Origin of the sequence: Rhizobium skierniewicense Ch11 (genome assembly GCF_023757665.1) — a bacterium.
In the GTDB taxonomy this organism is placed as follows: Bacteria; Pseudomonadota; Alphaproteobacteria; order Rhizobiales; family Rhizobiaceae; genus Agrobacterium; species Agrobacterium skierniewicense.
This window is the reverse complement of record NZ_RXPG01000005.1, coordinates 413568-426356: the sequence shown is the minus strand read 5'-3', so window position 1 is coordinate 426356 and position 12789 is coordinate 413568. Positions and strand designations below refer to the sequence as shown.

16 protein-coding genes and 1 pseudogene are annotated in these 12789 nt (G+C 56.5%); 8 read left to right on the top strand and 9 right to left on the bottom strand.

Features of this window, described 5'->3' with window-relative positions; translation table 11 throughout:
- Window positions 1–61: 61 nt before the first annotated feature.
- Window positions 62–1024 carry a LysR family transcriptional regulator gene (locus EKM04_RS05465; protein WP_183896904.1) on the bottom strand — a complete coding sequence of 321 codons (963 nt, stop codon included), beginning with the start codon at window positions 1022–1024 and terminating at the stop codon, window positions 62–64.
- An 86-nt stretch (window positions 1025–1110) separates the two neighbouring features.
- Here EKM04_RS05465 and EKM04_RS05460 point away from each other — a divergent pair, with 86 nt between their 5' ends.
- On the top strand, window positions 1111–1977 hold the full coding sequence (locus EKM04_RS05460) for an aldo/keto reductase family oxidoreductase (protein ID WP_183896903.1): 867 nt from the start codon (window positions 1111–1113) through the stop codon (window positions 1975–1977).
- Window positions 1978–2059: 82 nt separating this feature from the next.
- Window positions 2060–2275 (top strand): annotated as a pseudogene (locus EKM04_RS05455) (hypothetical protein); the annotation flags it as partial.
- A gap of 6 nt (window positions 2276–2281) precedes the next feature.
- On the opposite strand, the gene ku (EKM04_RS05450) reads toward EKM04_RS05455, so the two are convergent.
- Window positions 2282–3091, bottom strand: coding sequence for a non-homologous end joining protein Ku (gene ku, locus EKM04_RS05450; protein WP_183896901.1), 810 nt, complete (start codon window positions 3089–3091; stop codon window positions 2282–2284).
- 12 nt (window positions 3092–3103) lie between these two features.
- Window positions 3104–4000 carry a non-homologous end joining protein Ku gene (gene ku / locus EKM04_RS05445; RefSeq protein ID WP_183896900.1) on the bottom strand — a complete coding sequence of 299 codons (897 nt, stop codon included), beginning with the start codon at window positions 3998–4000 and terminating at the stop codon, window positions 3104–3106.
- Window positions 4001–4199: 199 nt separating this feature from the next.
- On the opposite strand from ku (EKM04_RS05445), the gene EKM04_RS05440 reads away from it, so the two are divergent.
- The 3 genes from EKM04_RS05440 to EKM04_RS05430 are packed head-to-tail and all read left to right on the top strand — an operon-like array spanning window position 4200 to window position 5407.
- Window positions 4200–4376, top strand: a complete 177-nt coding sequence (locus EKM04_RS05440) for a hypothetical protein (RefSeq protein ID WP_183896899.1) — start codon at window positions 4200–4202, stop codon at window positions 4374–4376.
- 9 nt (window positions 4377–4385) lie between these two features.
- Window positions 4386–5186 (top strand): exodeoxyribonuclease III, encoded by an 801-nt coding sequence (gene xth / locus EKM04_RS05435; RefSeq protein ID WP_045232572.1) that lies wholly within the window; start codon window positions 4386–4388, stop codon window positions 5184–5186.
- Window positions 5183–5407 carry a hypothetical protein gene (locus tag EKM04_RS05430; RefSeq protein WP_183896898.1) on the top strand — a complete coding sequence of 75 codons (225 nt, stop codon included), beginning with the start codon at window positions 5183–5185 and terminating at the stop codon, window positions 5405–5407. The genes xth and EKM04_RS05430 overlap by 4 nt, the downstream gene beginning before the upstream one ends.
- Window positions 5408–5456: 49 nt before the next feature.
- On the opposite strand, the gene budC is transcribed toward EKM04_RS05430, so the two are convergent.
- Entirely contained in the window at window positions 5457–6218 is a 762-nt protein-coding gene (budC, locus tag EKM04_RS05425; RefSeq protein ID WP_183896897.1) for a meso-2,3-butanediol dehydrogenase, read from the bottom strand.
- A gap of 187 nt (window positions 6219–6405) precedes the next feature.
- Here budC and EKM04_RS05420 point away from each other — a divergent pair, with 187 nt between their 5' ends.
- Both EKM04_RS05420 and EKM04_RS05415 read left to right on the top strand, forming a co-directional pair.
- Window positions 6406–7200 carry an alpha/beta hydrolase gene (locus EKM04_RS05420; RefSeq protein WP_234910974.1) on the top strand — a complete coding sequence of 265 codons (795 nt, stop codon included), beginning with the start codon at window positions 6406–6408 and terminating at the stop codon, window positions 7198–7200.
- Between the two features lie 186 nt (window positions 7201–7386).
- Window positions 7387–8181: an SDR family oxidoreductase gene (locus EKM04_RS05415; protein WP_183896984.1), complete on the top strand. Its 795-nt coding sequence runs from the start codon at window positions 7387–7389 to the stop codon at window positions 8179–8181.
- 45 nt (window positions 8182–8226) lie between these two features.
- Here the strand turns inward: EKM04_RS05415 and corA are convergent, their stop codons facing one another.
- From corA to EKM04_RS05400, 3 genes are all read right to left on the bottom strand, one after another.
- A complete protein-coding gene (gene corA, locus EKM04_RS05410) occupies window positions 8227–9192 on the bottom strand; it encodes a magnesium/cobalt transporter CorA (RefSeq protein WP_113494176.1) in 966 nt (321 codons plus the stop codon).
- Between the two features lie 119 nt (window positions 9193–9311).
- Entirely contained in the window at window positions 9312–9548 is a 237-nt protein-coding gene (locus EKM04_RS05405) for a DUF6894 family protein (protein ID WP_183896896.1), read from the bottom strand.
- 174 nt (window positions 9549–9722) lie between these two features.
- Complete coding sequence (locus EKM04_RS05400; protein ID WP_183896895.1) at window positions 9723–10613, bottom strand: LysR family transcriptional regulator; 891 nt, start codon at window positions 10611–10613, stop codon at window positions 9723–9725.
- Between the two features lie 98 nt (window positions 10614–10711).
- Here EKM04_RS05400 and EKM04_RS05395 point away from each other — a divergent pair, with 98 nt between their 5' ends.
- A complete protein-coding gene (locus EKM04_RS05395; RefSeq protein ID WP_183896894.1) occupies window positions 10712–11815 on the top strand; it encodes an aldo/keto reductase in 1104 nt (367 codons plus the stop codon).
- A gap of 83 nt (window positions 11816–11898) precedes the next feature.
- On the opposite strand, the gene EKM04_RS05390 is transcribed toward EKM04_RS05395, so the two are convergent.
- Together EKM04_RS05390 and EKM04_RS05385 are read right to left on the bottom strand one after the other, a co-directional pair.
- On the bottom strand, window positions 11899–12192 hold the full coding sequence (locus tag EKM04_RS05390) for a PRC-barrel domain-containing protein (RefSeq protein WP_183896893.1): 294 nt from the start codon (window positions 12190–12192) through the stop codon (window positions 11899–11901).
- Between the two features lie 143 nt (window positions 12193–12335).
- Window positions 12336–12665: a GCG_CRPN prefix-to-repeats domain-containing protein gene (locus EKM04_RS05385; RefSeq protein WP_252094042.1), complete on the bottom strand. Its 330-nt coding sequence runs from the start codon at window positions 12663–12665 to the stop codon at window positions 12336–12338.
- Window positions 12666–12789: the final 124 nt, after the last annotated feature.

The window sequence follows — 12789 nt, the reverse complement described above, 5'->3', positions numbered from 1 at the left end:
TAACTGAGAGAGAACAGCTTTTTCCATGTTGTGTTTGAGGTGGCTAAGTCGTCTGTCATAGTCATTGGCCTAACTGCAAATCTTTCCCTGTATCCTTTTTGATTTGCCGCACGAAGTCGATAAACGCGCGCAAAGGCGCAGGCACAAGCCGCCGTCCGGAATAATATAGGAACGGGCCGGGAAACCGTAGCCACCAGTCTTCCATCACCGGCACCAGATCACCACTATCGAAATGTGGCCTCAGCCAGTCCTCGAAAATGTAAATCACACCGGAACCGGCAACCGCGGCGTCGATGCCAAGATCGGTGCCGCCGCCGAATTGGACGACGAGGTTGCCTTTTGGATTAATGAGGACCTCTTCCCCGTTCCGTTCGAACTCCCACGGAGGTATGGCGCGCCTTGAAAATCGGCCGAGAATGCATTCATGCGAGAGCAGGTCTTTCGGGTGTTGTGGCGTGCCTTTTCTTACAAGATACTCCGGCGAGGCGGCAAGGGCGAAGCGCTGCTGGCGCGGGCCGATCGGCAGGGCGACCATATCCTGTTCCAGCCTTTCATCGTAACGAATGCCGGCATCGCAGCCGCTCTGGATAATGTCGACGAAACTCTCATCGGTGACAATTTCCAGCCGGATGTCCGGATAGGCCGCAAGGAATGGAGGCACGATCTTAGGCAGTACCAGCTTTGCCGCACTCATCGGCACATTTAGCCTAAGCTCCCCCGATGTGCGGCCGCGGCTGCTTTTGACCTCGTTCAGCGCCGAGGCCACCTCTGCGAATGCGGGTGCGGTGCGCTCCAGCAGGAGACGCCCCGCATCCGTCATCAGCACGCTCCTTGTGGTACGGTTGAACAGTCGCACCCCAAGCTCGTCTTCCAGCCGTTTCACCGCATCGCTCAACGCCGAGGAACTGATGCCGCTTTCGCGTGCCGCCTGCCGAAACCCCTTGGATCGAGCCACCAGTAGAAACGCATTCAGATCCGTTAAATCTGCCACCCCGTTCTCCCAATACCCGTCGCCATTGTCCATGCTGCCGGACAACCTGTCCGGATCATATCGTCTTGTCGCACATATGCCACCTGACTTATATTCCAGCAACACAATGGAGACCGGCGATGAGCACTATTACAACTTCAGGAACATTCAAGATTGGCGACCACTTGGTGCGCCGTTTGGGCTATGGCGCTATGCAGCTTGCTGGCAAAGGCGTTTTCGGTCCTCCGCGTGATCGTGCAGAGGCCTTAGCCGTGCTGCGTGAGGCTGTGGAAAGCGGCGTCAACCACATCGACACCAGCGATTTTTACGGCCCGCATGTAACCAACGAAATCATACGCGAGGCGTTGCATCCTTACGCCAGCGACCTCCTGATCGTCACCAAGGTCGGCGCGAGCAGAGGTGCGGACGCATCCTGGAAACCGGCATTTTCACGCGCGGAACTGACACAGGCCGTACATGACAACCTGCGCAATCTCGGGCTTGATGTGGTCGACGTCGTCAATCTGCGCGCCATGTTCGACGTGCACGGCCCTGCGGAAGGTTCATTGGACGAAGCACTCGAGGTGCTGGCGGATTTGAAGCAACAGGGTCTGATCCGGCATGTCGGTCTTTCCAATGTCACGGCAAAGCAGATCGAGGATGCCGGAAAGATCACGGACATCGTTTGCGTGCAAAACCAGTACAATCTTGCGCATCGCAACGACGACGCCTTGATCGAAGCGCTCGCTGCCCGAGGTGTCGCCTATGTGCCGTTCTTCCCGCTCGGCGGCTTCTCGCCTCTGCAATCCTCCACCCTGTCCGATGTGGCGACAAAGCTCAACGCCACGCCGATGCAGGTGGCGCTTGCCTGGCTTCTCCAGCGATCGCCAAACATTCTCCTCATCCCCGGCACCTCGTCACGCGGCCATCTGCGAGAAAACCTCGCAGCAGCGACGATCGAGCTCCCCTCGGAGGCACTGTCGGAGCTGGAGAAGGTTGCTGCCTGACATCGCTTGTAGAACTCGGAGCGCCGCGAACTGCGGAGCTTCATGGCTGCGTCAAGACAATTCCACCAGGGCGTTGAGGAAGGCGCCGCGCTCTCCACGCGCACGTCATGGAGAGACCTTGTCGATGCCTTTGAACCGGACTCAGGTGAGGGCAGACCTCGATCCCACGCGCTTCACCGTCAGGACTGTTCCAGGCCTTTTTTATGAGAGCACGGCCTGGCAGGATTACAATGAGGGCCAAAGGTCGCTGGAGCAGGCGATCAAGCGACTGAACAAAGCCCGGAAGGCGTCTGCCTGACGGGCTTTATTTTGCGCGTGTTTCTGCAGCGACCGATTTCTTGAGCGCGTCCATGATGTTGATGACGTTGCTTGGCTTGGAAGGAGACGCAGGGGCCTTCGTTTTGGCACGGGTTGGCTTCTTCTGCTGTTTCTTCTTTTCCTTGATGATGTCGAGCAGGCGGTCCTGCACAGGATCCACGACCATCTTCGCGTCCCATGGCTTCGTCTGCTTTTTGATGAGCTTTTGGATAAGTGGCATCATGTCGGCATCGGGCTCTTCATCGGCGATACCATCGAAATAGCTGTTTTCGTCTCGCACCTCGTCACCATACCGCAGCGTCCACAAGACAATTCCCTTGCCGCGCGGTTCCAGCATGACGGCGCGTTCCCGGCGCGAAATCACTAGCCTCGAAATTCCAACCATGTCCTGCGATGCCATAGCGTCACGGATCACGGAGAACGCCTCCTGCGCGATTTTCTCATTCGGAGACAGATAGTATGGTGTATCGAGCCATATCCATTCGATGGTGTCTCGTTTCGTGAACGTTGAAATATCAATCGTCCGGGTGCTATCCAGTGCAACGTTTTCGAGCTCTTCGTCTTCAAGGATGACGTAGTCGTTTTCGCCACGTTCGTAACCCTTGACCTCGTTTTCTTCCTTCACGTCCTTGCCTGTAACGGAATCCACGTAGTGACTGACCACGCGATTGTTGGTGGCGCGGTTCAGCGTGTGAAACCGCACCTTCTCGCTTTCCGACGTCGCGGGCATCATCTGAACGGCGCAGTTGACGAGGGAGAGCTTCAGGTAACCCTTCCAATAGGGGCGGACAGTCATGATGATCTCCTCTTAACCGGCGCGACGGGTCGGTGCGACCGTCGCCTTTGCTTTGGTCGCTGCCTTTTTAGGTTTTGCAGTTTCTTCGCCAGCGTTGGCGTTGGCAGCGGTCCGTTTTGACTTGTTTTTCTTGGCGTCGAGGCCCGCGCTCTGACGCAGGGCCTGCAATAGATCGACGGACTTGGCGGCCGGGGCGGCTTTCTTCTTTGGAAGCGATCGCCCCTCAATCTTCGCCTTGACGAGTTCTGCTACAGCCTCCTCATACCGATCATCGAAGGTGCTGGCGTCGAAGCTGCCCTTCTTTTTTGCGATGATCAGTTCGGCAATCTCGAGCAATTCGGGATCGCTTTTGACATCCGGCTGATCCTCGAAGGCTTCCTGCGACGATCGAACCTCGTAGTCGAAGTTGAGAGTGGAAGCGATGAGGCCCTTGCCATGTGGGCGGATGAGGACGGTGCGGAGGCGGCGGAACAGCACGGTCCGTGCGATAGCCGCAACCTTGGCCTCCTTCATGCCGTCGCGAAGCAGAACATAGGCTTCCGTACCCGTCTTGTCTGGCGTCAGATAATAGGGCTTGTCGAAATACACGGTGTCGATGTCAGAACAGGGAACGAAGGATTCGATCGTTAGCGTCTTGTCGCTATCGGGGACGGCGGCCGCGACTTCCTCCGGTTCAAGAACGATGTATTGTCCGTTCTCGGTCTCATAGCCTTTGACTTGGTCTTCCCGTTCGACGGGGTCTCCGGTTTCACTATCGATGAACTCGCGCTTGACCCGATTTCCGGTCGCTCTGTTGAGCGTGTTGAAAGCGACACGGTCCGACGCCGATGCGGCGGTGTAAAGCGCCACCGCGCATGACACTTCGCCGAACTTGATGAAACCTTTCCAGTTTGCTCTCGGGGAACTCATGATACGCGCACTCCTCACACAACCAACGCGGTTCAACCGAATCAGTGCGCGAATCGTTCCTTGCTAAAACGAATCGTTTTTCAATGACTTAGGCGCATGCGGCCTCCCGTTTTGCGAGTCTGTCTTAGGTCGCTGATTCGAATGCATCTTTTGACAGCGGGGCGCGTTTTCCTTGCACAGCAACCAAAAGGAAGATTTGATGACCAAGCGAGAATTGATCGATACCGGCACAGACAAGCGTTACGTCCGCCGCGATGAAGACGGGAAGTTCAAGGAGAGCGTCGATGTCTCCCGTTCGCTTTCGGCCGATGCGCGCCATGACGCAAAGAATGATACGAAGTCAGGCGAGGGCGACAAAGGTGATCGCAATCGCTGACATATTTCGGTGAAGCTCGCCACTTATAACGTCAATGGTATCAATGGTCGCCTCGACATCCTCCTTCGTTGGTTGGATGAGGCACGACCTGATGTCGTTTGTCTGCAAGAACTGAAAGCACCGCCCAACAAATTTCCACGCAAAGAGCTGGAACGCGCAGGATATGGTGCGATCTGGCACGGCCAAAAATCATGGAATGGTGTCGCTATCCTTGCACGAGGTCAGGAGCCGCTTGAGACAAGGCGGGGGCTGCCCGGTGATCCGGAAGACAGCCAAAGTCGCTACATCGAGGCTGTCATCGACGGAATGGTTGTTGGATGCCTCTACCTACCCAACGGCAATCCAGTCCCAGGGCCGAAGTTCCAATACAAACTAGACTGGTTTCAGCGACTGCATTCCTACGCGGACGAACTGCTCGAGCTCGAGGTTCCCGTAGCTCTCGTCGGCGATTTCAACGTCATGCCGACCGATCTCGATGTCTACAAACCTGAGCGGTGGATAGACGACGCGCTGTTCCGGCCCGAGGTCAAAGCAGCTTATACGAATCTGGTGGCCCAAGGCTGGACGGATGCGGTTCGGCATTTCCATCCGAACGAACGCGTCTACACCTTCTGGGCATATTTTAGGAACGCATTCGTCCGTGACGCCGGACTTCGGATTGACCACTTTCTACTAAGTCCTGACCTCGCAAAGAAGCTGACAAAAGCCGTCGTTGACAAGCATGTCCGTGGCTGGGAGCACACCAGCGATCACGCGCCAGTCTGGATTGAACTTACTGAAAAACCCGTCAAACAAAGGAGAGAGAAATGACCGATGATTGGAAACGTGAGGTTCGCTCCAAGCTCGAAGAACTGGTCGATGGTCTCGTTGTAAACGGCGTCAGTTATGAGGACGCTTGCAGTGTCATTATCGTGGAGGTCAACAGCATGTTGGTCGCTCATGAGCATGATCCAGATCCTGCAGATGATGATGTGATCGAAGAGCCGGCCAACGACTGGCCGGCGGCAGAAGAGAAACGACCTGTAGATTAGAGTTTTGTGGCGGCCCCGGAGGATAATTCCTCAGGGGCCGTTCGACTTCCTATTGAGGCGGCTGACCGTTAGACGCCGACATTCCACCGTCGACAGGCAGGTTGACGCCTGTCACGAACCGAGCGTCGTCACTCGCGAGAAATGCGATCACCGCCGCAACGTCTTCTGGTTCGCCAGGCCCCCTGAGCGCGAAGCGCTCGTTGAACTTCGCGATGAGCTTGTCGTCATCCATCATGTCTTCGGTCATCCCGGTGCGCGTCAGGCTCGGGCACACTGCGTTGACCCTGATGCCGTCCTTGCCATGGTCCATCGCCATCGCCCGCGTGAGGTTGGTAATGGCACCTTTGGCGGCATTGTAGGCTGCCATGCCCCAGTCGCCACCCGTGCCGGATACGGAGCTGACGTTGATGATGGAGCCCCGCGACGACTTCAGATGTGGGATGGCCGCACGGCTGGCGTAGAAGACGCCATCCACATCTGTCGCCATGACCGTGCGCCAATCATCTGTGGTGAGGGTACCGACGTCGCCTTGGGCGACAACACCTGCATTGTTGACAAGAACATCCAGGCGCCCGAACTTTTCGACCGTCCGAGAAATCAGGTCTCTCACGTCACCGTCATTCGATATGTCAGCCTCGGCGAGCAGAACCCGATCTTCAGCATAGGGTTTGGCGACGCCCTCGAGCTTTGCCTTCGTGCGGCCGACCAGGGTCACCATCGCGCCCTCGCTGAGGAAACGCTCCGCCGTTGCCTTGCCTATTCCTGAACCAGCGCCAGTCACGACGACAACCTTGTCTGCAAATCGCTGCATTGAAATCTCCTTGAATGTGCTGTGGTGCCTATTCTGAAACGGGACATGTGCGGGGTTGTTCCCGGCGCAGAGGTCTTGGCGATTGGAGGCAGACAAATGGCAATAACGAGATTGTCAGTGGCGGCGTAGCTGTGGACCGGAACGAACGTTCCGAGTGAAAGTTGAGGGGATGCAACAGGAAAGTCCCATGACGCCCTCCAATCTCGCCGCCATCTTCTCCCTAATCGTCATATTTATTGGCGCAATCTATGTCGCCGCAAGTCCAGGTGCTGTGATGGCTGCGGAAACAGGACCCCAAATGGTGTCGCCTAAGGTCGACCCTGCTGCCAAACCCTTCCAGATGGTACGGGCAGAGAGCGCCTCCAAATCGACCGCTTCTCGAGTAGGAACGCGTGCGGATCATCTCGTGATCCTGTTCCACGGCATCCGAGGACGAGGGTCGGTGATGGAAGCGCTCAGGAACTCCTGGCAGGCGACGCTGCCGGACACAGTATTTGTTGCGCCAGACGCGCCGTTTGCGCACAAGTCAGGTGGTCGTCAATGGTTTGCAGTCGATGACCAGATCATGCGCCCCGAGCGGATAGACGCCGCGCGCCGAGCGTTCGACAGGGTGGTCTCTGAGATCGTCAAACGTGAGGGATTCGAAGACGCACTGGACCGAGTGGCGTTCATCGGGGTCTCGCAAGGCGCCATCATGGCGCTGGATGGAGTGGCATCGGGTCGTTGGAAGGTCGGCGCTCTCGTCACCTTTGCAGGTCTGTTGGCTCTGCCGCCGACGTCATCTTCAGCACGAACAGATATTCTGATGATGCATGGTGCAGAGGATAAGACAATTCCGCCGTCGGCGACAACTGTCGCGTCTGGCCAACTGCGATCGGCAGGCTTCACGGTGACGTCCAAAATCTATCCTGGGGTCGGTCACACAATATCGTCGGAGGAGGCAAGGGATGCCGTCATCTTCCTTCGCGAAGGCTTCAAATAGCGGTATGGCGATGTACGTTCAACCTCCATTTCTTAACTGGTTATTCAGGCGCGGGTCGACAAGTTGGGCCAACAGGAGTGTAAGACCATGAACAATGCTGACCTATAGTCTGGACCAGCACCATTGATGTCGCAGCTTAGAACATCGCGCATCTCGAATTGCCATTCATACTTTGAGGATTTACTTATGCCCAGACTCGAGGGGAAAACCGCACTCGTAACCGGGGCTGCGCGCGGCATCGGCGCCGCTATCTCACACGCTTTCGCTGACGAAGCGGCAAATGTCATTGTCACTGACATCGACGTGGAAGGTGGCCGGGATCTAGCAAAGGCAATCGGAGCGACGTTCGTCCGACTTGATGTTTCCTCGGAAAACGATTGGATGGAGATTGCCCGTCAGTTCCCGAGGATTGACGTGATTGTCAACAATGCCGGGATTACTGGGTTCGAGGCACCAGTCGACAGCCTTCCGCCTGCTCATGATCCGGAAAACGCTGAACTTTCCGATTGGCGTGCCGTTCATGCTGTGAATTTGGATGGGACTTTCCTCGGTTGCCGTTATGCCATCAGGGCCATGCGGGAAAATGGTGCGGGTTCAATCATCAATATCTCGTCCCGCTCGGGCTTGGTTGGAATCCCGATGGCTGCGGCCTATGCCTCATCCAAAGCGGCAGTTCGCAACCACACCAAGAGCGTCGCTCTCTATTGCGCTAGTCAAAATCTGAACATCCGCTGTAACTCGATCCACCCGGCTGCGGTGATGACCCCGATGTGGGAGCCGATGCTAGGCACAGGCCCGGATCGCAAGGACCGCGAGGCCGCTTTGGTCAGGGACACACCAATGCGCCGTTTTGGTAGGCCGGAAGAAGTCGCTGCGCTGGCTGTGTTGCTGGCTTCCGACGAAGCCGCCTATATGACTGGAGCCGAATTGACCATTGATGGCGGCATTCTTACCGGATCAGCCGCGGCGCCGGGGAGCTAAAAAAGTGACAGCGCCTGACTGTCGGCCGGTTGCAGGCCAACTGGACTATAGCCACCGTGCTCGTTTGAAGCGGTAATACAGAATGCCGCAGAGAACGAGAATGACAGCCAGAACGACGTAATACCCGTATTGCGACTTCAACTCGGGCATGTTCTCAAAGTTCATGCCGTAAATCCCAGCGATTGCCGTCGGTACTGCCAGGATCGCTGCCCATGCGGCGAGCTGTCGCGTAATTGCGCCTTGCCGCTGTTGCTCCAGAAGATTCGCTGCCTCGAATACGGATGTCACGATATCACGCAACCCGATCACCATGTTTTCGACACGCCGAACATGATCGTGGACGTCCTTGAAGAACGGCCTGGCGTTGTTGTCGACGCAGGGCAATTCAAGGTGGGCGAGCTTGCTGGCAACTTCAGCCATCGGGCCCATCACCCTCTGGAATTTGATGACCTGCCGACGCATTCGGAAGATCCTGCGGATCTGCTCCGGCTCAAGGAAGGAAACGAGAACGTGCTTTTCGATCTCCAGAACCCGGTCTTCTATCGTTTCGACCAAGGGGAGATAACCATCGACGATGAAATCGAGAATGCCGTGGAGAACGTAATCGGGACCATGCGAGAGAAGCTGCGGTGCCTGCTCCAGTTGTTCGCGCAGTTTCTGGTGTGATCGTGCCGACCCATGCCGCACGGTGATGACATGGTTTTGACCGACAAAGATACAGGTCTCGCCATAGGCGATCCTGTCGTTTTCGAGATACGCGGTCTTGGCGACGACGAATAGCTGGTCGCCATAAATATCGACCTTCGGCACCTGCTTGCCATTCAGCGCGTCGTCGACAGACAAGGAATGGAGCCCAAACATCGTCTTTAGAGATGCCATTTCCTCGACTGTTGGATCGGTCAGCCCGATCCATACGAACTCGTTGGCGTTCGCGTCGAAGGGCTGCGAAGAGAGTTCGACTACATCAGCGCGTTTACCGTTGCGATAGAGATAGGATGCGACGATTGTCATCTTTGTCCGATATGCTTCGAGGACTGGAGGGAAGATATTTGACTTCAAGGAACGAATACACGCCAAGCCGACCGGGAGGTAGCGAAGAGAGCCGTTTAGCCGAGGATTTAAGCTATTTCCTACTGAAACCTCAAGACTGACGAGACGGGTATGACGGCGATCAGGTGACCATCGGCGCGAACGACCTCAAAGCTGGTGTGGCTGATGATGTCTCCGAATATTATTTTTTCGGCAAGTGTTTCCCTCGCTGCCTGAAGCGCTTCTCTTATGGCCTGATCGTCACCTGAAAGCACCGCGCCTTCAAAATCGATGGAAAGGGTGTCTGCTTCCCTGACGTGGAAGAAGTACCTTGGCATTTCGAATTCCGATTTTTTTCCCGTACATTAACGGTGAGCAACGGACCGAGAGACCACATTGTTCCAGACCCTACATAGTCTTCGGGCGCAGACTGTCGGCGTGCCGATATGTAAAAAGTTTGAACGGTTCGAGCTGGCGGTCATTCGTTTATACAATGAGCAAATATGCAAGCTTCATCCGACCTTGAGTGAAGCGATGAGTGCCCTCAAGGCTGATGGCGATTGCCTGCGACTGGGATGGTACAGGTAAAATCCGGGGTAGCTGGGACACCAGTCCTTCAAGACCTGGACGAGGGTCCCCGCAGCGATCTCCTCAGCGACGTCATGCTCCATGATATAACCCAGTCCCGCACCTGCACGAACGGCAGCCGCCGGCAGATCGCCATCATTGGCGACCAAAGGGCCGCTGGTGCGGATATTGATCTCCTTGCCGTCCTTCTCGAATTCCCAGGGCAGTAGTCCGCCTGAGGTCGTCAGCCGGTATCCGATACAGGCGTGGCGTTCCAGGTCATAGGGGGTCAACGGCGGAGGATAGCGTTTGAAATAGGATGGCGTTCCCACCACCACCGTCCTTAAATCCGGCCCAAGCTTCACAGCGACCATGTCCTTGGCGACGGCTTCTCCCAGTCGAATGCCCGCATCGAAACCGGCTGTGACGATATCCGTCAGGCCATCATCGATATTGACCTCCACCCGGACATCCGGATTGGCCAGCAAGAAGGCTGGCAGTTTCGGCAGAAGCACCATTCGTGCCGCATAGGCGAAGGTGGTTATCCTGACCGTACCGGAAGGATTGTCGCGCCACTCCGCCAGCGCTTCCAGCCCGCTTTCAATATTGGCGAGCGCCGGATTGAGCGATTGCAGCAGCCTCTCGCCCGGTTCGGTCGGCGCGACACTGCGCGTCGTGCGCGACAAAAGCCGGACGCCCAGCCGCTCCTCCAGCCCGCGCATCGCATGGCTCAGCGCAGAGGGTGACATGCCGAGAATGGCGGCGGCGCGGGTAAAGCTGCGCTCGCGCGCCACCGCCGCGAAGGCCAGGAAATCATTGAGTTCGTTTCGTTCCATTCATGCACTGTGCTCACAAGTTCATGCTGCTATCAATGGCTTATTCTGTGGGACGCTTGTCGTTACATCCTGTTGCACAACAACGATGGAGAACACCGATGGATCTCACCAGTTACCGCACACTCGGCAAATCCGGCCTGATCGTCAGCCCGCTGGCGCTTGGCACCATGACCTTCGGTGCGGAACGCTGGGGTGCCGGAGACGAAACCTCGCGCGCGCTTTTTAATGCCTATGTCGAAGCCGGTGGCAATTTCATCGACACGGCGGATGTCTATTCCGCTGGCCAAAGCGAGGAGATGCTTGGCACATTTGTGTCGGACAGCGGCACGCGTGATCGGTTGGTCATTGCCACCAAATCCGGCTTTCCACGCGGGCAGGGCACGCCCTTATGGGGTGGCAACGGTGCCAAGAACATCCGCATGGGTGTGGAAGGCTCGTTGAAGCGGCTGAAAACCGATTACATCGACATGTACTGGATGCATGTGTGGGACCGCACGACGCCAGCAGAAGAGGTTCTTCAGACGCTGACCGATGCGATCCGTGCTGGCAAAATCCTGCATTACGGTTTTTCCAACACACCTGCCTGGTATGTCGCAAAGGTAGCAACGCTTGCGGAAGCGCACGGCCTACCCAAGCCAATCGGTTTGCAATACGCCTATTCGCTGATCGATCGTGGCGTAGAGCTGGACCTTCTTCCGGCAGGTGCCGAGTTCGGTTTGGGTATGGTGCCATGGAGCCCACTTGCGGCTGGGCTGCTGACGGGAAAATACGGTCGCGAAAAAATCAGCGAAGCCAGCCGTGCGCCCGGCCTGCCGGACCGAGCCGGTCCTGTTACCGAAGGTGAAAGCGATGGACGCCTTAATGGTGACAATCCGTTCGGCGGCATGCTGTTCACAAACCGTAACTTTGATATCGTCGATGTTCTGAAGACTGTGGCGTCAGAGGTTGGTCGTTCGCCTGCGGAAGTGGCGCTTGCCTGGGTAGCGAAACGCCCTGGCGTCTCCTCAGTGCTGATCGGCGCCAGCCGGATAGAGCAACTCACCCAAAACATCGCCTCGCTCGACATTGTGCTGAAGGATGAACATATGCAACGGCTGGAAAAAGCGACGGCGCTGCCCGTGCTCAATCCCTATTTTATTTTTCAGATGCCGACTGAAATGGTCTTTGGTGGACAGCAGGTGCGTGGATGGGGAGCGAGCTAAGCAGGTACGGCGTCTTGTAATCTTCTGATATTCGGAGGGAGTTAGATTTAGGGCCCGGTCTTTGCGACCGGGCCGTGGCTACATCAGTGATGATGTTCCGGCATGTCTTTCAATTGGTCTTTCGTCCAGGAAGTGACGGCATGAACATCGCCGTCCTCATCTCGCATGAAATCGAGGTCGCTGAGGGAGACCGCTACCGGCTTTGCGCCAATTCCGAGGAACCCGCCGACGTCGATAATGACCTGGCCGCCTGTTCCGCCATGCACGTGATCAACCTTTCCAACCTTATGGTCATCTGCGCCATATACGGTTGCACCTTCCAGAATTTCTGGGGTCAGCTCTGTCGGCGATAGGCGAACGTGATTCGTATGATCCATTGGTTTTCCTCCTTGCTGGATGATCACGTAACGGCATCACGCGCCTCTGGTTCCTTAATTGGGAAAAGCTTTAACTGACCCCTGACGAACGGCTCTTCTGACGCTCTCACGGAATGTGTTTATATTCGCGAGAGGATCCGGCATTACCATCTGTAGTCGCGATACTCATGTCGCCCACGCCATTCCCGTTGGTCATAGTAATCGCGGCGTTCTCGCCATTCGCGTCTATCGCGCCATTCGCGTCTGGCTTCCCAGCGGTCACGTCTATCCCACCGATCGCGATACTCGCGTGGAGGGCCGTTTGGTCGGCAATAGCCACGTGGGGAAAGGTGGAAGCCGCGTCCGCAAGCGTAGTCGACCTTCTGAACGTCTGAGGCCAAGGGAACCGATGGATGAACTGACGGCATCGCGTTGGCGACGTTGGCAAGCAGACTACCTAGAATTATTCCCGCGCTGAAAATTATCTTGCGCATCTCTCGTCACTCCGTTGAGGGTGATGTGATTTAGCGACCTGCACGGTGAACCATGCCTGAATGAACTTTGACGTTTTCGTGGCGTTGTCAGGTGAGCGATTTCCGAATGCGGCCAAAGCGCGAC

Excerpts from the sequence above, each read along its gene's own strand:
- EKM04_RS05390 (WP_183896893.1), bottom strand. The coding sequence starts at position 12,192 with ATGGATCATACGAATCACGTTCGCCTATCGCCGACAGAGCTGACCCCA.
- EKM04_RS05440 (WP_183896899.1), top strand. The coding sequence starts at position 4,200 with ATGACCAAGCGAGAATTGATCGATACCGGCACAGACAAGCGTTACGTC.
- EKM04_RS05465 (WP_183896904.1), bottom strand. The coding sequence starts at position 1,024 with ATGGACAATGGCGACGGGTATTGGGAGAACGGGGTGGCAGATTTAACG.
- EKM04_RS05395 (WP_183896894.1), top strand. The coding sequence starts at position 10,712 with ATGGATCTCACCAGTTACCGCACACTCGGCAAATCCGGCCTGATCGTC.
- corA (WP_113494176.1), bottom strand. The coding sequence starts at position 9,192 with ATGACAATCGTCGCATCCTATCTCTATCGCAACGGTAAACGCGCTGAT.
- EKM04_RS05460 (WP_183896903.1), top strand. The coding sequence starts at position 1,111 with ATGAGCACTATTACAACTTCAGGAACATTCAAGATTGGCGACCACTTG.
- EKM04_RS05400 (WP_183896895.1), bottom strand. The coding sequence starts at position 10,613 with ATGGAACGAAACGAACTCAATGATTTCCTGGCCTTCGCGGCGGTGGCG.
- EKM04_RS05415 (WP_183896984.1), top strand. The coding sequence starts at position 7,387 with ATGCCCAGACTCGAGGGGAAAACCGCACTCGTAACCGGGGCTGCGCGC.
- ku (WP_183896900.1), bottom strand. The coding sequence starts at position 4,000 with ATGAGTTCCCCGAGAGCAAACTGGAAAGGTTTCATCAAGTTCGGCGAA.
- EKM04_RS05405 (WP_183896896.1), bottom strand. The coding sequence starts at position 9,548 with ATGCCAAGGTACTTCTTCCACGTCAGGGAAGCAGACACCCTTTCCATC.
- EKM04_RS05420 (WP_234910974.1), top strand. The coding sequence starts at position 6,406 with ATGACGCCCTCCAATCTCGCCGCCATCTTCTCCCTAATCGTCATATTT.
- ku (WP_183896901.1), bottom strand. The coding sequence starts at position 3,091 with ATGACTGTCCGCCCCTATTGGAAGGGTTACCTGAAGCTCTCCCTCGTC.
- EKM04_RS05430 (WP_183896898.1), top strand. The coding sequence starts at position 5,183 with ATGACCGATGATTGGAAACGTGAGGTTCGCTCCAAGCTCGAAGAACTG.
- EKM04_RS05385 (WP_252094042.1), bottom strand. The coding sequence starts at position 12,665 with ATGCGCAAGATAATTTTCAGCGCGGGAATAATTCTAGGTAGTCTGCTT.
- budC (WP_183896897.1), bottom strand. The coding sequence starts at position 6,218 with ATGCAGCGATTTGCAGACAAGGTTGTCGTCGTGACTGGCGCTGGTTCA.